The organism is Bacillus sp. JJ1609 (assembly GCF_036967045.1).
In the GTDB taxonomy this organism is placed as follows: domain Bacteria; phylum Bacillota; class Bacilli; order Bacillales; family Cytobacillaceae; genus Mesobacillus.
Genome location: NZ_JBALSS010000044.1, coordinates 2,007 through 18,135, shown reverse-complemented (window position 1 = coordinate 18,135; position 16,129 = coordinate 2,007). Strand labels below are relative to the sequence as shown.

The window sequence follows — 16,129 nt, the reverse complement described above, 5'->3', positions numbered from 1 at the left end:
AAGCGACTTCACTGTCAGGCCCTTCGACGGACACGATGTACTAGTGCCGACGTTGCCACAGGACGTGGCGGTTTTAGTCGGCCAGCGCTTGTCGGGGCTGACCAAGGCGCTTGCGCTTTTTGTTCTTTTGGCTATTTTTGCACAATGACGATTTTTGGCGAATACTTTTTTGGAAAAAAAGACCACAAATAGGTTTACAAATCATTAGTAAGTGGATATACTTACCAATGTAAGTGAAATAATCTTGAAGGAGGTCGAGTGAAATGATCATGATTGGATATTGGAATAACTCAGAAACTTCATATCGTATTACACATTCGACCGGATCGGACTGGATTGTTTAAGCTGTTTTAACGAACTAATACATCCATGCCGCAGGGAGAATTGTGCCCTGCGGCTTTTCTATGCCTATTTATGCCGCAGGGGATACTTCCTTGCGGCTTTTTGTGGTGCGCTTGGAAGCCAAAGCGGCTTGACACTGGAACTTGACACTAGAAAGAGGTGACTAGATTATGACCCTAAGTATCTTATTTTTCACGATTACGATTAACAAACGCAAAATAAGTTTAGAAGAAATTCGCCATAACGAAATGGTAGAAAAAATGATGGAAGAAAACAGAAGCCGTCAGGCAATGATGCGCCCGTTTTAAGGAGGTGACTAAATAATGACTCTAAATATTTTGTTTTTTACGATAACGATTAACAAACGTAAAATGTCTATGGAAGAAATTTGCCATAATGAAATGATTGAAAAAATGATTGAAGAAAACAGAAGCCGTCAGGCAATGATCCGACCGTTTTAATTCATTTGAAATAATAAACTAAGAAAGGTGGAAAGAAGATGATTTATATAATTCAAAGAAGACTGGCTAGCTTATGGGTGGAGAAAGATACCACCTAACAACCTGAGTTGGGAGGAAATCGTATGTCATTGCATATATTGCTGTTAACGCTTATTTTTAAGAAAAAGAAATCCAATGATTAGTAACAAAATGTTCACATCCGGCCCCTTTATACACCGTATTTATATGTTAAATTTGGAGTAATCATGAGAGAAGCATAAAGGGGTGTGGAGCATGTTCTTAATCGTCATGGGCTTGGTCATCTGCGGCGCTGTTGGTTTGATTGTAGCTGCAGAAGTCACTGTTGAATAATACAAAAAGAGCATCAGCCAATGCGGTTGACGCTCTTTTTTTATGTTTAACATAAGAAGGCGAAACTGTTTATTTGATGTATTTGAGGGAGTCTCCTAAAGCAGAAAAGACCGGAGTCAATGTTCCGGTCAAGATGCTACTGTCCTTTATTCTTTTTCTTTTCTTTCTCAGCCCGATAGAATTCATGAAACATTTTCATTAATGCTCTTTTTTCAATCCTTGATACATAACTTCTGGAAATTCCCAATTCTTTTGCGATTTCCCGCTGAGTTTTTTCCTTTTTTAAATCAAGGCCGAATCGGCCAACGATTACCTCTTTTTCACGTTCATCGAGGACATCGATGTATTCCTTCACTTTTTCAAGCTCCATATTCAACTGAATTGTGTCAATTACATCCTCAGATTCAGATTTCAGGACATCAATCAGTGAAATTTCATTTCCCTCCTTGTCCTGACCGATCGGATCGTGCAAGGATACATCCTTCTTTGTCTTTTTTAATGCGCGCAAATGCATTAGGATCTCATTTTCAATACAACGCGCTGCATATGTTGCAAGTTTTGTGCCTTTACCTTCAGAATAACTCTCAATAGCCTTGATTAGCCCGATTGTTCCGATTGAGATTAAATCCTCTGAATCTTCACCAGTATTTTCGAATTTTTTAACGATATGAGCGACTAGCCTGAGATTGTGCTCGATCAGCATATTGCGTGCGTGTGGATCACCATTTGCCATCAACCTTAAATACTTCCGTTCGTCACTTGCAGATAACGGTTGAGGAAATGCATTGTTTTTAACATATGAAACAAGAAGAATAACTTCTTTAACTAGATAGCCGAGCGCTGTTAGAATGCCAGACATGTTTCCACCCCCGCTTATTAAGGCTTTCGCCTATATTAAATTCCTATGAGAAGACTGGCAAGATTGTGTCTGTCCGACCAAATAATTTATTTTGGAAATTTAAACCATAATTATTATTGAGAAATGCAATAGTTATCTCTGTCTAAGGGTTGTTTTGTCACTTTTTAGATGAAAAACGTTCACATAACAGAAACAGACATATCAATAGGGGTATGGGTATAATTAGTGTGTAAGGTAAATATACGATCTCTTAGGAGGAAATAAATTATGGAACAGCAAGCCCCATCTTTAGCGGTTATTTTATTATCTGAAGATCTTGAAAAGCTTCACGCTGGAGCACTTGTAGGATCAGTTGCTTCAATGTCAGGTATGACTGTGAACGTTTTTGTCACAATGAATGCTTTAAAATCTTTCCGAAAAGACAGCTTTGAAAATAATGATTTCATTACTGGAACGATTGGCAAGGAAATGCTCGCAAAGAAGATCCCATTGTTTGACTCACTTCTGCAGGAAGGAAAAGATATGGGAGAACTTAACATTTATGGCTGTGCGCTTGCAATGGATATTATGGATTGGAAAGAAGAAGACATGGTCGATGTGTTTGATGGAGTGATTGGGGTAACCAGATTCCTTGGAATGACTCAGGGAGCTACAGTTATTACGATGTAAGCAGATGAAGCAGGAAAAAGTGATATGGCGTGCAGGCCTATCATCCTTCTCCCCTTCATGCGAAAATAAAAAATCTTTTATTATTTTAAGATAAATTTCAACTATCCAGGAGGAAAAAAACATGAGTGATGTTATTGTAACTAAATCAATCGATGCAAGAGGAGCATATTGCCCTGGTCCATTAATGGAATTAGTAAAGGGGATAAAGAAAGCGCAAGTGGGAGATGTAGTTGAAGTAATCTCTTCCGATAAAGGTTCAGCAGTTGATATCCCTGAGTGGGTTAACAAGATGGGTCACGAAATTGCTTACTCAGAAAATGAAGGCGATGAATTTAGAATCGCAGTAAGAAAAGCGAAATAATTTTACAGATAGGCTCTGATCATTTGGCTCTTTTATAGCCGGAAATGAAAAACAGCCTGCCTCAACGACTTCATTAAAAAGGTGTGAATCAAATGACAAAGAGAATTGTGGTTCTAGGAGCAGGCAGTGCGGGTACTATGGTTGCTAACAGGCTTGCCCGCCAGCTTGGAGAAGATGTGAAAAAACGTGCAGTAGAAATCACACTGATTTCAAATACAGAAAAGCACATTTACCAGCCAGGTTATTTGTTTATTGCTTTCAATGAAAAGCCATCCGAGCATTTCATCAGAAAGCAGGAGACTCTTGTACACAGGAATGTAAATCTTGTTTATGATGATGTAGAAAAAATTGATACTCAGAAAAAGGTTGTTAAGTCAGGGAAGACGCAGTATCAATATGATTATTTGGTGATCGCAACTGGTTCGCATCCAGACTTTGACAGTGTTCCAGGTTTAAGGGAAGGAGCTCATAACTTCTATACGCTAGAAGGTGCTGAACGTCTCCGGGATGACCTTGCAGCAATGGAAAAGGGGAAAATACTCATCACCATCGATGTTCCTCACAAATGTCCCGCTGCGCCGCTTGAACTTGCGTTGATGCTCGATGACTATTACCGAAAGAATGGAAGACGCAAAGATATTGAGATTAAATATGCCTACCCAATCGGCCGAATCCATTCTTTAGTGCCAGTAGCAGAATGGGCTCAGCCTGAATTTGACAAGAGAGATATAAAATACGAAACATTCTTCAACCTTGAAGAAGTGGATCCGAAGCGGAAGGTTGCCATCACGATGGATGGCGAGGAACACGAATATGACATGCTTATCACAATCCCGGCCCATACTGGGGCAAAAGCGGTAATCGAGTCAGGTATTGGTGATGAATCCGGCTTTATTCCAACAAACCGCACAACTTTGAAGATGCTTGGGCAGGATGATGTTTATGTCATTGGGGATGCAACGAATCTTCCGATCAGCAAGGCGGGATCGACAGCGCATTATCAATCTGAATCTCTTGTTGCAAACATTTTGAGCAGGCTTAGCGGACGTCCAGAGACAGCTGTATACAACGGTAAGGTAGCGTGTTTCCTTGAAAACAGCCTTGAAGACGCCAGCATGATTACATTTGATTACAATAACCCTCCGCAGCCAGCAGCTACTTCTGATTTGCTTCACTGGTTCAAAGCTGTGTATAACGAGCTATACTGGCTAAATGCCAGAGGGATTTTATAGAAGGGGTGGTAGAGATGGCTACAGAAACACCTCAAGCACAAATGAATGCACCACACAAACTCGTAGGCTTTACAGATGCAGCAATGAACGCAGTTACGGGTGAAATGGTTTCAACGATCGCTGAAACCGGCGTGAAGATGGTTGAGATGGCCGATGATCTTCTTCAGCCAGAAACTCTTTCTCTTTTAAAAGCATTACCAGAAGTAGCTGAAAATTTTGAGCGTACATTAATGGAAGTAAAACGCATGGAAGAAACCGGAGTGCTGAAGTCATTGATTCAGCTTGCTGACATGGCTGCAGCGATGAAAGGTGCCATGACTGGACCAATGGTTACGGACATGGTTGAAAAGGCGATCAAAGGCGTGGAACTTGCAGATACCTTCGTACAGCTTGGCGCAATTGACCTTGTCGAAGGTATGGTTACTGCATTCCATAATGCTCAAGAAGACACAAGAGGAAAAGCACCTATGTCCTCAATGCAGATGATGAAGGCAGTGACACAAAAAGACACAAGAGAAGGCTTGACTCTAATGCTTACATTCCTTCAGAATCTGCCAAAAGAATTGAACAAGTAATTCATTATAGAAGTAAACTATTATCTACAAAGAGAAAAGGAGAGGAATAACCTCTCCTTTTTCGTGTTATGGCTATCGAGTTTACTATTTATATAGGATATCATTCTTCATCGTAGTCAGTCTGTCTAATACTCCATTAATATCCTGGTCAGATACGTTGAACTCCCTTAGGCTTGCAGCCAGATGATTGGCAATCGCACCAAAATGTTCATCATTAAGGTTCATTCCTTTATGTGCCAACTCCATGCTTCTTCCTGAATACTGATTGGGTCCGCCTAATGCCCAGCTAATAAATAGAGATTGGTGACGGCGCTGTTTTTTCATGTCTGTATTTCTAAAGAATTGGTTAACCGTTTCGTCAGCCAAGACCTTTTCGTAAAAAACATCGACCACTTTTGTGATTGCATCCTGTCCACCTAGTTTTTCATATAAGTTTTCCATTTATATTCCTCCTGTCTAAGTTAACGTCCCTATTATGTCTTTTTATCCGGAGAAATATGAAAGAAACCTTTTTTAATTAGCTATCTGCTTTTTCAAGCCATTTATAACCTACGCCCCATACGGTGATCAAATAATCATCTGCGCTAAATCCGGCTTTCCGCAGCTTTTCCCTCAAATTTCGCACATGTGAATCAATTGTCCGGTCTTCAGTAGCAACACCATGTCCCCAAATATTTGAAATTAAATGTTCTCTTGTAAAAACCTTATTCCGATTCTGTAAAAAAAGATTAAGAAGGGAAAATTCCTTCGGAGTGAGGGGAATGGAAGCCCCATTATACTGAAGATCGTAAGAATCCATATTCAGATTCAAGCCTTTGAAACTGAGAATTGGACTTTTTCCTGAATTCCTCCTAAGCACGGCTTCAATCCTAGCAATCAGCTCCCCTTCATCAAATGGCTTTGTTACATAATCATCCGCACCGATTTTTAGCCCCTTTACGATATCAGGCTTTTCGCTCCTTGCTGTTAGCATTATAACTGGAATATCCCAATGCTTGCGGATTTCCCTGCATGCCTCCCAGCCATCCATTTCTGGCATCATGACATCGAGAAGTATGATATCAGCATGATTTTCATCAAGGTAACTTATTGCATCTAGGGCAGAAGTCTGTTTGACGCACTTATATCCAAGTGGGGTAAGGTAAAGCGATAGCAGGTCAAGCATCCGTGTTTCATCATCAATGAGTAGAATGGTTTCCATTAACATGACTCCTTGCTAAAAAGTGGTTGAGTCAATTTTACATGATATTTATGAAGAAATTGTGCATTATTTTTCATATCAATGGTAGAATTGCACCTTATGAATACTGCTAAAGGAAATATTGGCAGTGCCCAAACCAAAATGGACAGCATCCCATATGTTGATAATAGGATACAGAAAAGGAGTGTGAAAGTATGCCATACGGATACTGTTGTTCTGGGCCATATCCAGGGCCATATGGAGGCTATCCTGGATACTACGGCGGTAGTGGTGCATGGTTTGCCCTATTCATCATCCTGTTAGTTATCGTCCTCATTTTCGGCGGCTGGTGGTATTTTTGTTCATAATAAACAAACAAGGCTTATGCCAACTGAGGCTAAGTCTTGTTTTTTTTATATTGATTGTAGCTTTAATGACCAAGAGAGATTCACTAATCTTGTGAAGAAATAGAAATTTTAGAAAAATAACATTATAATAAAACAATAGAAATAAAGGGGGTAATTTTGATGGCAAATACATATTCAGAGATTTGGGACTTAGATGTATTCTTTCCGGGAGGAAGCAATTCAGCTGAATTCGCATCTCACATGATGGCTGCAGCTGAAGCAATCGCAGGTTTTAAGAAACAGGTGGAGAACTGGCAGCCGAGTGAGCAGCAAGATGAAAGCGCGCGACTGACAAGCCTGGTCGAGATGTTTGATGGTGCTGCCAGAAAGGTAAGACAGGCTGGAGCATTCGTAAGCTGTTTACAGGCACAGAATACTCAAGATAAAAAAGCAAACCAATTAAGGGCAACTGTGACTGAAATAAGCGCATCACTCCAGAACGCACTGACTGCTTTTGACCAAAAACTTGCTGGCTTTTCACCAGAGGTTTGGGAAGAACTTGTAAAATCAGGATTTTTAAATGAATTAAGCTTTGTATTGACTGAACGTCGTGATCGTGCTGCCGAAAAGCTCTCCGGAGAAGAAGAATCCGCTATTAATGCTTTAAGTGTAGATGGCTACCATGGATGGGGGCAGCTGTACGACTTGCTTGTAAGCAACACTAAAATTAAATATAAAGATGGGGATTTATCAGTTGGTCAGGCTGCCAATAAACTATCTGATGCAGACCGTTCTGTCAGGAAGGAAATTTTTACAGAGTGGGAAAAAGCCTGGGGGGAGAAGGAAGATTTCTATTCTAAAACCTTGAACCATCTGGCTGGCTTTAGATTGAATGTGTATAAGCTTCGGGGCTGGGATGATGTGTTAAAAGAACCTCTTGATATTAACAGGATGCAAAAAGAAACACTGGATGCAATGTGGGAAGTTATTTCAGAGCATAAAGTGCCATTTGTACAGTTCCTTAATCGGAAAGCAAAGCTTCTGGGTCTAGAAAAGTTAAGCTGGTTCGACCTTGATGCCCCGATTGGAAGCACAGAGTCGAAAATGTCCTATCAGGAAGGGTCAGACTTTATCGTTGATAATTTTGCCCAGTTTGGCAAGGAAATGGCTGAATTCGCAAAAATGGCTTTTGAGAACAATTGGATTGAAGCAGAGGACCGTCCTGGAAAAGCGCCAGGCGGATTCCATACGTTCTTCCCTGAAGGCAGCCAGTCCCGAATTTTCATGACATACTCTGGTACTCCATCAAATGTTTCGACTCTTGCACATGAGCTAGGTCATGGGTTCCATACATACGCTATGAGGGACCTTCACTTATTGAACCGCAACTACGCAATGAATGTTGCGGAAACAGCATCAACATTTGCAGAGATGATCGTGTCGGACGCTTCTCTTAAAAACTCAACCTCAAAAGAAGAGAAAATTAGTCTATTAGAGGATAAAATCCAGCGTTCGGTAGCACTGCTCATGAATATCCATGCGAGGTTCTTATTTGAAACAAGATTTTATGAAGAAAGAAAGCAAGGAGTAGTAAATGCAGAGCGGCTCAATGAACTGATGAAGGATGCACAGACAGAAGCATACGGAGGAGCGCTTGAAGAATATCATCCGCTATTCTGGGCTTCCAAGCTCCATTTTTACATTACCGGAGTTCCGTTCTATAACTTCCCATATACATTCGGTTATTTATTTTCACTCGGCATTTATGCGATGGCCCAGGAAGAAGGCCAGGGATATGAAGAGAAATACATCGCCCTGCTGAAGGATTCTGCCTCAATGCCTGTGGAAGAACTGGCACAAAAACATTTAAATGTCGATTTAACGAAAAAGGACTTCTGGGAGAAGGCAGTACGCATGTGTGTAGAGGATGTTGAAGAATTTTTGGCTTTAACTGAGTAGTATATTGATGCTTCTTAGTCTTCGAAAGGAATCGTAGAAACTTCGTGCCCGAATAGAGGCTGTTAGCTAAAATAGGTAGATTAGAAAGCTCCAAGCAAAAACCCAGCCTTACCGAGGCTGGGTTTTTTATACTTTTTTCAGCTTAAAAGGACTAACCATTAAAAAGCTGAGAATCATCATGATAAATATGAAGGTTTGTGAAGGCACATATGGGATGGCAAGAAAACTTAAGGTAGCAAGGACGCCTGCAGCTGTGATTGGCAGTCCTGTGAAATAACCATTATTTTCAGAAATGTTGAACCTCGCCAGGCGGAATGCTCCGCAGCCAATGTAAAAAACGATAAAGAAAGAGCCAGGTGCCCCGTAGTCAGATAAAATCCCTTGATATATTAATAGTGCAGGTGCTACGCCAAATGATATAATATCACTCATGGAATCCAATTGCTTCCCCAATTCGGATTCAATGTTCAGTTTTCTGGCAACCATTCCGTCAAAACGGTCTGTCAGCGCGGCAATGAAGATAAGCAAGAGACTTAGATTCAAGTTGCCATTGATGCCAACTATGATCGCAAAACCGCCTAAGGAAAGATTGGCCAGCGTCAGGACATTGGCAGTCTGGGATTTTAATTTCTTGACCGTTAAGTCCAATACATCTTGTAAAAACATGCATTTCACTCCTCTAAGGAAGACTATTTTCCCAACATTGCAGGCATAAATCTTATTTATGTAAAAGTTCATACTCTTTTCCTGCATTGATGTTAGACTCCCTTATCAAGGACCTGAAACTGAAAATATCAGCTAGGATCATACTTGTTGAAGAGCCGCACAGTTAAGGATCTTTTCGATAATTTCGTTGCTTGAATAGCTAGAAGGCATGTTTAAATATCGTTATCTCCCAAAAGATGCCCGAAATCTTGAAAAAACTCGGGGTTCATCTATTTCCGGATAACAGCAATCCTTGCGAAAATGCCTTAACGAAAAGTGGCTCAGGTAAAGAGAACTAGCACCTTGGGTTATTATATAATAATATATAATTCTAAGCCGATTATGCTTTTTCGTAAAGATACTTTTAATAAATCGGAGGTATTATCATTGATTCAAAGTATTTATCGCCTGCTCATCGAATTGACAAACGGAAAGTGGTCCTCGGATATTTTGCAGAGGTTTGCAAAATCACCAAGCAGCAAACGGATCGTATCTTCATTTGCAAAGACTTATAAAATTAACCAGGAAGAAATGGAAAAGCCGATTAATGAGTATCCGAGCCTCCACGATTTCTTCATCAGAAATCTTAAGGAAGGGGCAAGGAACATTGATGAGGATCCTGACTCGGTAGTTAGCCCTGTTGATGCTGTAATCGAAGATATTGGAGAGATTGAGGCTGACCGAACGATTAAGGTCAAAGGAAAGATTTATTCAATCTCAGAGATGCTGGGCAATGATGAATCAATGGCCAGGTATGAGCAGGGAACCTATATGGTCTTTTACCTTAGTCCAAGTCACTATCATCGCATTCATAGTCCATTATCCGGTGTAGTGACGAATCAATGGACTCTGGGCATGAAATCCTATCCCGTCAACAAAACAGGATTAAGGTATGGAGATTTCCCGCTATCCAAAAACTATCGAAAAATCACAGAAATCAGGCATAAAGAAGGCATGGCTGCATTAGTCAAGGTAGGAGCCATGTTCGTTAATTCAATCGAAACGACCCATAATGGCGAAATGCTCGATAAGGGTGAACAAATGGCATATTTCACTTTTGGCTCAACGGTTGTTTTGCTTTTTGAAAAAAATACTTTCAGCCTGCTTCCCAATATCGTTACGCCATATCATATAAAATATGGCGAAAGGATCGGAACTTTAAAGGGACAAGACTGACAAACCATGGCACAGATACACACTGTGCCTTTCCTGGTTTTGAATAAATGCACGAAGAAAAGCGTTAGCATTTTCGGAGGAGTCTCGCCCATTCCGCTTCAGTCAAGGATTTGTAAAAAAATCTATTTCAAAAACAACAATCTTTTAGAAAATAGCCAATAAAAAAAAGCCCGCTTCTGGGGCTGTTAGGATGAAACTTTGATCCGGTTAGATAATGACCGCCGATGGATTTCCGTTTCGATCAATCTAATAAACTCATAGCTTAGATTTAATTCTCTTGCTTTAAAATAAGACTCAATCAATAGTTCGTCCGAAAGTTTACGCATTCCAGTCATTCACCCCCAAAAGGATACTTCTATACCAGTTGTATATTGCATAAAATTGTAAGCTAATTTGTTCTACCCCTACTCTATCAGAATGAAACTTTGAGAACAACCGTTCTAATTATCCACAAATACCCGTGGATAACCTGTGATTAATTTGTTTATAAATGGGAAAAAAGTAATAGAATCAATGTGTATATTGTGCATAAGGTTATCCACAATATAGGAAAATGTTGGATTTTGTCGAAAAGTTTTTTGGTTTTTTATAGAATATTTTGATTTTGATGGTTTTTAACTGTTTTTTGTCGAACCCCATCTGGTTATAGCCATTATTTTTCACTCGTTCAAATGTTTGCTTTGAAAGCGAGGGTGAAATTGGGTATGATGTTAACGGTATGATAGGAACTTAATTAATGAGGTGTAATGAAATTGCTAAAGCATTTTTTGCCTGACCAGCACGTGAAAAGTATATTTGATATCCAGCCGGAAAGCTTAAAAGAAAAAGGCGTGAAGGGCATTATTACTGACCTTGATAATACGCTTGTTGAATGGGACCGCCCAAATGCGACTCCAAAGCTGATCGAGTGGTTTGACAATATGAGGAAAAATGAAATACTAGTCACGATTGTTTCGAATAATAACGAGAATAGGGTTAAGTCGTTTTCCGATCCCCTTCAAATACCATTTATTTTTCAAGCAAGAAAGCCTATGGGCCGCGCGTTTAATAAGGCTTTAAAGCAAATGGGACTGCGGAAAGAGGAAACAGTAGTGATTGGTGACCAATTGCTGACTGATGTCCTTGGCGGCAATAGAAGCGGATTCCATACGATTCTTGTTGTTCCGGTTGCAAAGACAGATGGTTTTGTAACAAAATTCAACCGGAAAGTAGAAAGAAGGATTTTAGATTGGTTCAGGAAACAAGGAAAGCTGAATTGGGAGGACTAAGCATTGAGTGAACAATTTGCCTGCACAGGCTGTGGTGTGAAAATACAGACAGAAGATCCGGAGCAGCTGGGTTACGCCCCGCCTTCATCACTAGAAAAAGAAGTCGTAGTGTGCCAGCGATGCTTCCGATTAAAGAATTACAATGAGATTCAGGATGTCAGTCTTACTGATGATGATTTCTTAAAAATATTGAATGAGCTTGGAAAAAGGGATGCCCTTATTGTCAAGATCGTTGATATCTTTGATTTTAATGGCAGCTGGCTGCCGGGGATCCACCGTTTTGCCGGAAATAACCAAGTAATGCTTATCGGGAATAAAGCGGATCTTGTGCCAAAGTCCGTCAAGCAAAGAAAGCTGATTGACTGGATGAAAAAAGAATCCAGGGAACTCGGACTCAATCCTATAGATGTATTTCTTGTTAGCGCATCTAAAGGATTGAATATTAAAGAGGCTGCGGCTGCCATCGATGAATATCGAAATGGCAAGGATGTATACATTGTTGGCTGTACAAATGTAGGGAAGTCTACTTTTATAAATCGAATCATCAAAGAAGTAACTGGAGAAGGCGATGTCATTACTACTTCCCATTTTCCAGGTACTACCCTCGATATGATTGAAATTCCTTTGGCAGATGGCAAAGCAATCGTTGACACACCGGGAATTATCAATCATCATCAAATGGCACACTATGTAGATAAGCGGGATCTGAAGTTCATCACTCCTAAAAAGGAAATCAAGCCGAAGGTTTACCAGTTAAATGAAAGCCAAACTTTATTTTTCGGAGGCTTGGCTAGGTTTGATTACATTACAGGCGGCAGAAGGTCTTTTCCCTGCTATTTGCCTAATGAAATCAACATTCATCGGACTAAGCTCGAAAACGCTGATGAACTTTATAAGAACCATGCCGGAGAACTCCTGACCCCTCCGCGGCGTGAACAAATGGATGAGTTCCCAGAACTCGTTCGTCATGAGTTTATGATAAAAGAACCTAAGACCGATGTTGTTTTTTCCGGACTTGGCTGGGTAACAGTGAATGAAGCAGGGGCAAAAATCGCTGCTTATGTTCCTAAAGGGGTACATGTTTTGTTAAGAAGGTCTTTAATTTAAATCTAAAAAGTGACGCTATTAAGCAGTCTGATGGAAAGGGCGGGAGAAAAAGATGAAAAAAATGTTCGGTGTCATTGGCGATCCAATCGCCCATTCAATGTCTCCTGCCATGCACAATGATTTATTCGAGCTATACGGCATTGATGCCAGTTATCTTCCCTTCCGCGTAATAAAGAATGATCTCGAGGATGCTGCAAAAGGATTGAAAGCATTAGGAGCGAGTGGTTTCAATGTAACAATCCCGCATAAAACAAAAATCATGCCGCTTCTTGATAAAATCGATCCATTGGCCGAAGCAATTGGAGCTGTAAATACAGTTAAAAATGAAAACGGCTTGTTTACAGGCTATAATACAGATGGACCTGGCTTTGTAAAGGGGCTGGAAGGACACGCCGCTGATTTTAAAGAGAGATCAGCTTTAATTATAGGATCAGGCGGTGCCGCGCGGGCCATTTATTTTTCTATGGCCAAAGCTGGGGTAAAAAGGATTGATATTTTTAATCGGACAATGGAAAAGGCTGAGGAATTAGTTGAGACATGTCCGTATGAGGTCGAGTCTCGCGTTTTAGATCGAGCAAACGCTGAAAGGCTGCTTGGAGAGTATCAGCTTATCATCCAAACCACTTCGATTGGAATGGTACCTGAAGTTGATTTCTCCCCACTCTCACTCGAGAACCTATCATCAAAGGCACTAGTGAGTGATATTATCTATAATCCGCTCAAAACGAAAATATTAAAGGATGCTGCAATCAACGGAGCAGCAACCCAAAATGGAATTGATATGTTTGTGTATCAAGGAGCACTCGCCTTCGAAAAATGGACGGGAATTTTTCCTGATACCCAAAGAATGAAAGCAAATGTTTTAAGACATTTAGGAGGATATACATGTTAACAGGTAAGCAAAAACGTTTTTTAAGATCGAAAGCCCATCACCTTAATCCGATTTTTCAAGTTGGCAAAGGCGGGGTAAATGAAAATATGGTTAAGCAGATTGATGAAGTCCTTGAAGCAAGAGAACTCATCAAGGTTAGTATCCTGCAGAACTGTGAAGATGACAGAGATACAGTTGCTGAGCAGCTGTCCCGCGGAGCAAAAGCTGAATTGGTTCAGGTAATCGGAAATACAATTGTTCTATATAAAGAATCACGCGAAAACAAGCAATTAGTTCTTCCACGGTAATAAAACTGGGAGGTGACGGATTGAGGAAAATTGGCATTCTTGGCGGAACATTCAACCCGCCTCATACTGGCCATTTAGTGATTGCGAATGAAGTACTTCATGCACATGGGCTGGATAAAATATGGTTTATGCCTAACCAGGTGCCGCCTCACAAAAAGGTCTCTGAGCCAATAAGTAACTCTGACAGGCTTGCCATGCTGGAACTTGCAATCATGGACAACCCTCAATTCAGGGTTGAGACCGTAGAACTCGAGCGGACCGGTCCATCTTATACGTATGAAACGATGAAAATATTAAAAGATATGTATAAAGAAGATGAGTTTTACTTTATCATTGGCGGCGATATGGTTGAATATTTGCCTAAATGGCATAATATTGACGAATTGCTGAAAATGGTCAAGTTTGTAGGGGTAAGCAGGCCATCTTTTCACGATCAATCTGAATATCAAATCCTGCATGTGGAGACACCGCAGATTGACATTTCATCGAGCATGATCAGAGAGAGGGTTAAGGAAGGAAAGAGCATCCGTTACTTGCTTCCTGAAACTGTCAGGGCATATGTAGAGGAGCATGGTTTATATGGAACGTGAACAAGCGCTGAAAATAGTAAAAGCGCAGCTTACTGAGCATCGATATCAGCATACGATCGGCGTAATGGAAACGGCAATTAAGCTCGCTGATAAGTACGGGGAGGATGTCCAAAAAGCTGAACTTGCCGCTATTTTCCATGATTATGCCAAATTCAGGCCTAAAGAGGAAATGTTGCAAATCATTGTAGAACAGAAAATGCCAGCAGAGCTGCTTGATTACAATAGTGAGCTCTGGCATGCGCCCGTCGGTGCCTACCTTGCCGAAAAAGAAGCAGGAATTACCGATCACGAAGTGCTGGATGCAATCCGTTATCATACATCAGGTCGAGTTGGCATGACACTGCTTGATAAAATCATCTATCTTGCGGATTATATTGAGCCTGGCCGCCATTTTCCTGGTGTTGATGAGGTAAGGGCAATGGCTGATGCAGACCTGGACAAAGCATTGATCCAATCAATGAAAAATACAATACAGTTCTTAATGAAGAAGAACCAGCCAGTTTTTCCAGATACATTTAATGCATATAACAGCATCGTAAAAAATTCAGGAGGTTGATTAGATGAGTGAACGTGAATTATTAATGACTGCGGTAAAAGCCGCCGATGATAAACGAGCAGAAGATATAATGGTATTGAATATGAAGGGTATTTCCTTGATCGCGGATTATTTTATTATCTGCCACGGGAATTCTGATAAGCAGGTACAGGCGATTGCTCGTGAAATCAGGGAAAAGGCTTTGGAAATGGGCCATGACCTTAAGAGAATGGAAGGCTTCGACGAAGCAAGATGGGTTTTGATCGACATAGGGGATGTGGTCGTTCATGTATTCCATAAGGAAGAAAGAAGCTACTATAACCTAGAGCGCCTCTGGGGAGATGCTCCGATCGAGAACGTACAGAGCGAGCTCAATTAATGTCTTACGAAAGATTTGCATACTTGTATGACCAGCTAATGCAGGATGTCCCGTATGATAAATGGGTTACGATTATCGAAGAGTATACAAAGAAATATTCAATCGAAGGCAAGAAGCTGCTTGATCTTGCATGTGGAACCGGGGAAATCTCGGTGAGGCTTGCGAGCGAAGGCTTTGAAGTCACTGGAGCAGATTTATCATCAGATATGCTGTCGGTTGCACGGGCTAAGTCTGATGGACTTGGCCTGCCAATCCAGTTTTTTCAGCAGGACATGACTGATCTTGACGATCTAGGCGAGTATGACATCATCGGCATCTTTTGTGATTCCCTGAATTATTTACAAGACGAACAAGCAGTAAAACAAACTTTTGATGGAGTTTACCGCCTTTTAAAGAAAGGCGGATTATTTCTGTTTGATGTCCATTCGGTATATAAAATGGATCATATATTCGCAGATGCAACATTTACTTTGGATGATGAGGAAATCACCTACATATGGAACAGCTATAAAGGGGAAGCAGCCCATAGTGTTGAACATGAACTCACTTTCTTTGTTTATGATGAACCATCAGGAAAGTATGATAGAATTGATGAAGTACATTTCCAGCGTACATATCCGGAAGGTTATTATAAAGAACTCCTTGAGCAGGCCGGTTTCAATAAAATTGAAATTACTGCAGACTACATCTTAGAAGCACCGAAGCCTGAAGCAGAGAGAATATTTTTTGCGATGATTAAACCTTAAAAAAGAGCTCCCATTTAAATAATGGGAGCCTCATCTTGTCAACAAAGTTACAGTTCACAGATCAATTATTGAAAACCTGTTGATTGGAGTGGAAGGCGCGAAGACTCC

The 16,129-nt window shown here is 40.6% G+C and carries 22 protein-coding genes; 17 read left to right on the top strand and 5 right to left on the bottom strand.

Annotated features, from left to right (window positions below):
- The first annotated feature begins 512 nt into the window (after nt 1-512).
- Both V7654_RS22800 and V7654_RS22795 read left to right on the top strand, forming a co-directional pair.
- Nucleotides 513-650 carry a YrzI family small protein gene (locus tag V7654_RS22800; protein WP_335433143.1) on the top strand — a complete coding sequence of 46 codons (138 nt, stop codon included), beginning with the start codon at nt 513-515 and terminating at the stop codon, nt 648-650.
- A gap of 15 nt (nt 651-665) precedes the next feature.
- Nucleotides 666-803 carry a YrzI family small protein gene (locus V7654_RS22795; protein WP_335433141.1) on the top strand — a complete coding sequence of 46 codons (138 nt, stop codon included), beginning with the start codon at nt 666-668 and terminating at the stop codon, nt 801-803.
- A 487-nt stretch (nt 804-1,290) separates the two neighbouring features.
- Here V7654_RS22795 and sigK read toward each other — a convergent pair whose 3' ends face one another.
- Nucleotides 1,291-2,013: an RNA polymerase sporulation sigma factor SigK gene (gene sigK / locus V7654_RS22790; protein WP_207500089.1), complete on the bottom strand. Its 723-nt coding sequence runs from the start codon at nt 2,011-2,013 to the stop codon at nt 1,291-1,293.
- A gap of 267 nt (nt 2,014-2,280) precedes the next feature.
- Here sigK and V7654_RS22785 point away from each other — a divergent pair, with 267 nt between their 5' ends.
- The 4 genes from V7654_RS22785 to V7654_RS22770 all read left to right on the top strand — a co-directional run bounded on the left by V7654_RS22785 (nt 2,281) and on the right by V7654_RS22770 (nt 4,850).
- Nucleotides 2,281-2,682 carry a DsrE/DsrF/DrsH-like family protein gene (locus V7654_RS22785; protein WP_335433139.1) on the top strand — a complete coding sequence of 134 codons (402 nt, stop codon included), beginning with the start codon at nt 2,281-2,283 and terminating at the stop codon, nt 2,680-2,682.
- 121 nt (nt 2,683-2,803) lie between these two features.
- A complete protein-coding gene (locus V7654_RS22780) occupies nt 2,804-3,043 on the top strand; it encodes a sulfurtransferase TusA family protein (RefSeq protein ID WP_335433137.1) in 240 nt (79 codons plus the stop codon).
- A 92-nt stretch (nt 3,044-3,135) separates the two neighbouring features.
- Entirely contained in the window at nt 3,136-4,275 is a 1,140-nt protein-coding gene (locus V7654_RS22775) for an NAD(P)/FAD-dependent oxidoreductase (protein ID WP_335433136.1), read from the top strand.
- A gap of 14 nt (nt 4,276-4,289) precedes the next feature.
- The gene (locus V7654_RS22770) at nt 4,290-4,850 is read left to right on the top strand and encodes a hypothetical protein (RefSeq protein WP_335433135.1); all 561 of its coding nucleotides are present in this window, start codon (nt 4,290-4,292) and stop codon (nt 4,848-4,850) included.
- Between the two features lie 84 nt (nt 4,851-4,934).
- Here V7654_RS22770 and V7654_RS22765 read toward each other — a convergent pair whose 3' ends face one another.
- Nucleotides 4,935-5,291 (bottom strand): group I truncated hemoglobin, encoded by a 357-nt coding sequence (locus tag V7654_RS22765; RefSeq protein WP_335433134.1) that lies wholly within the window; start codon nt 5,289-5,291, stop codon nt 4,935-4,937.
- Between the two features lie 76 nt (nt 5,292-5,367).
- Nucleotides 5,368-6,051, bottom strand: coding sequence for a response regulator transcription factor (locus tag V7654_RS22760; RefSeq protein ID WP_335433131.1), 684 nt, complete (start codon nt 6,049-6,051; stop codon nt 5,368-5,370).
- Nucleotides 6,052-6,245: 194 nt separating this feature from the next.
- On the opposite strand from V7654_RS22760, the gene V7654_RS22755 reads away from it, so the two are divergent.
- Together V7654_RS22755 and V7654_RS22750 are read left to right on the top strand one after the other, a co-directional pair.
- Entirely contained in the window at nt 6,246-6,398 is a 153-nt protein-coding gene (locus V7654_RS22755; RefSeq protein WP_335433130.1) for a hypothetical protein, read from the top strand.
- 156 nt (nt 6,399-6,554) lie between these two features.
- Nucleotides 6,555-8,336, top strand: coding sequence for a M3 family oligoendopeptidase (locus V7654_RS22750; RefSeq protein ID WP_438825341.1), 1,782 nt, complete (start codon nt 6,555-6,557; stop codon nt 8,334-8,336).
- Nucleotides 8,337-8,462: 126 nt separating this feature from the next.
- Here the strand turns inward: V7654_RS22750 and pssA are convergent, their stop codons facing one another.
- Nucleotides 8,463-9,002, bottom strand: a complete 540-nt coding sequence (pssA, locus tag V7654_RS22745) for a CDP-diacylglycerol--serine O-phosphatidyltransferase (RefSeq protein ID WP_335433128.1) — start codon at nt 9,000-9,002, stop codon at nt 8,463-8,465.
- A 426-nt stretch (nt 9,003-9,428) separates the two neighbouring features.
- Here pssA and V7654_RS22740 point away from each other — a divergent pair, with 426 nt between their 5' ends.
- Nucleotides 9,429-10,217: a phosphatidylserine decarboxylase gene (locus V7654_RS22740; RefSeq protein WP_335433126.1), complete on the top strand. Its 789-nt coding sequence runs from the start codon at nt 9,429-9,431 to the stop codon at nt 10,215-10,217.
- 185 nt (nt 10,218-10,402) lie between these two features.
- Here V7654_RS22740 and V7654_RS22735 read toward each other — a convergent pair whose 3' ends face one another.
- On the bottom strand, nt 10,403-10,543 hold the full coding sequence (locus tag V7654_RS22735; protein ID WP_079510333.1) for a sporulation histidine kinase inhibitor Sda: 141 nt from the start codon (nt 10,541-10,543) through the stop codon (nt 10,403-10,405).
- Nucleotides 10,544-10,969: 426 nt separating this feature from the next.
- Between V7654_RS22735 and V7654_RS22730 the strand changes: the two genes are divergently transcribed.
- Genes V7654_RS22730 through V7654_RS22695 form a run of 8 tightly spaced genes read left to right on the top strand, consistent with a single transcriptional unit; the run spans nt 10,970 to nt 16,021 of the window.
- Nucleotides 10,970-11,485 carry a YqeG family HAD IIIA-type phosphatase gene (locus V7654_RS22730; RefSeq protein ID WP_335433125.1) on the top strand — a complete coding sequence of 172 codons (516 nt, stop codon included), beginning with the start codon at nt 10,970-10,972 and terminating at the stop codon, nt 11,483-11,485.
- A 3-nt stretch (nt 11,486-11,488) separates the two neighbouring features.
- A complete protein-coding gene (gene yqeH / locus V7654_RS22725; protein ID WP_335433123.1) occupies nt 11,489-12,592 on the top strand; it encodes a ribosome biogenesis GTPase YqeH in 1,104 nt (367 codons plus the stop codon).
- A gap of 52 nt (nt 12,593-12,644) precedes the next feature.
- The gene (aroE, locus tag V7654_RS22720; RefSeq protein ID WP_335433121.1) at nt 12,645-13,484 is read left to right on the top strand and encodes a shikimate dehydrogenase; all 840 of its coding nucleotides are present in this window, start codon (nt 12,645-12,647) and stop codon (nt 13,482-13,484) included.
- Nucleotides 13,478-13,771, top strand: coding sequence for a ribosome assembly RNA-binding protein YhbY (yhbY, locus tag V7654_RS22715; protein WP_335377080.1), 294 nt, complete (start codon nt 13,478-13,480; stop codon nt 13,769-13,771). The genes aroE and yhbY overlap by 7 nt, the downstream gene beginning before the upstream one ends.
- 20 nt (nt 13,772-13,791) lie before the next feature.
- The gene (locus V7654_RS22710) at nt 13,792-14,361 is read left to right on the top strand and encodes a nicotinate-nucleotide adenylyltransferase (RefSeq protein ID WP_335433120.1); all 570 of its coding nucleotides are present in this window, start codon (nt 13,792-13,794) and stop codon (nt 14,359-14,361) included.
- Complete coding sequence (gene yqeK / locus V7654_RS22705; protein ID WP_335433118.1) at nt 14,351-14,917, top strand: bis(5'-nucleosyl)-tetraphosphatase (symmetrical) YqeK; 567 nt, start codon at nt 14,351-14,353, stop codon at nt 14,915-14,917. The genes V7654_RS22710 and yqeK overlap by 11 nt, the downstream gene beginning before the upstream one ends.
- Before the next feature lie 4 nt (nt 14,918-14,921).
- Nucleotides 14,922-15,275 (top strand): ribosome silencing factor, encoded by a 354-nt coding sequence (rsfS, locus tag V7654_RS22700; RefSeq protein ID WP_335433116.1) that lies wholly within the window; start codon nt 14,922-14,924, stop codon nt 15,273-15,275.
- Nucleotides 15,275-16,021 (top strand): class I SAM-dependent DNA methyltransferase, encoded by a 747-nt coding sequence (locus V7654_RS22695; protein WP_335433114.1) that lies wholly within the window; start codon nt 15,275-15,277, stop codon nt 16,019-16,021. The genes rsfS and V7654_RS22695 overlap by 1 nt, the downstream gene beginning before the upstream one ends.
- Nucleotides 16,022-16,129: the final 108 nt, after the last annotated feature.

Coding starts and splice junctions, on each gene's coding strand:
- V7654_RS22695 (WP_335433114.1), top strand. CDS start 15,275: ATGTCTTACGAAAGATTTGCATACTTGTATGACCAGCTAATGCAGGAT.
- V7654_RS22775 (WP_335433136.1), top strand. CDS start 3,136: ATGACAAAGAGAATTGTGGTTCTAGGAGCAGGCAGTGCGGGTACTATG.
- sigK (WP_207500089.1), bottom strand. CDS start 2,013: ATGTCTGGCATTCTAACAGCGCTCGGCTATCTAGTTAAAGAAGTTATT.
- V7654_RS22760 (WP_335433131.1), bottom strand. CDS start 6,051: ATGGAAACCATTCTACTCATTGATGATGAAACACGGATGCTTGACCTG.
- aroE (WP_335433121.1), top strand. CDS start 12,645: ATGAAAAAAATGTTCGGTGTCATTGGCGATCCAATCGCCCATTCAATG.
- V7654_RS22770 (WP_335433135.1), top strand. CDS start 4,290: ATGGCTACAGAAACACCTCAAGCACAAATGAATGCACCACACAAACTC.
- pssA (WP_335433128.1), bottom strand. CDS start 9,002: ATGTTTTTACAAGATGTATTGGACTTAACGGTCAAGAAATTAAAATCC.
- V7654_RS22765 (WP_335433134.1), bottom strand. CDS start 5,291: ATGGAAAACTTATATGAAAAACTAGGTGGACAGGATGCAATCACAAAA.
- rsfS (WP_335433116.1), top strand. CDS start 14,922: ATGAGTGAACGTGAATTATTAATGACTGCGGTAAAAGCCGCCGATGAT.
- V7654_RS22785 (WP_335433139.1), top strand. CDS start 2,281: ATGGAACAGCAAGCCCCATCTTTAGCGGTTATTTTATTATCTGAAGAT.
- V7654_RS22755 (WP_335433130.1), top strand. CDS start 6,246: ATGCCATACGGATACTGTTGTTCTGGGCCATATCCAGGGCCATATGGA.
- V7654_RS22800 (WP_335433143.1), top strand. CDS start 513: ATGACCCTAAGTATCTTATTTTTCACGATTACGATTAACAAACGCAAA.
- yqeK (WP_335433118.1), top strand. CDS start 14,351: ATGGAACGTGAACAAGCGCTGAAAATAGTAAAAGCGCAGCTTACTGAG.
- V7654_RS22735 (WP_079510333.1), bottom strand. CDS start 10,543: ATGCGTAAACTTTCGGACGAACTATTGATTGAGTCTTATTTTAAAGCA.
- V7654_RS22795 (WP_335433141.1), top strand. CDS start 666: ATGACTCTAAATATTTTGTTTTTTACGATAACGATTAACAAACGTAAA.
- V7654_RS22780 (WP_335433137.1), top strand. CDS start 2,804: ATGAGTGATGTTATTGTAACTAAATCAATCGATGCAAGAGGAGCATAT.
- yhbY (WP_335377080.1), top strand. CDS start 13,478: ATGTTAACAGGTAAGCAAAAACGTTTTTTAAGATCGAAAGCCCATCAC.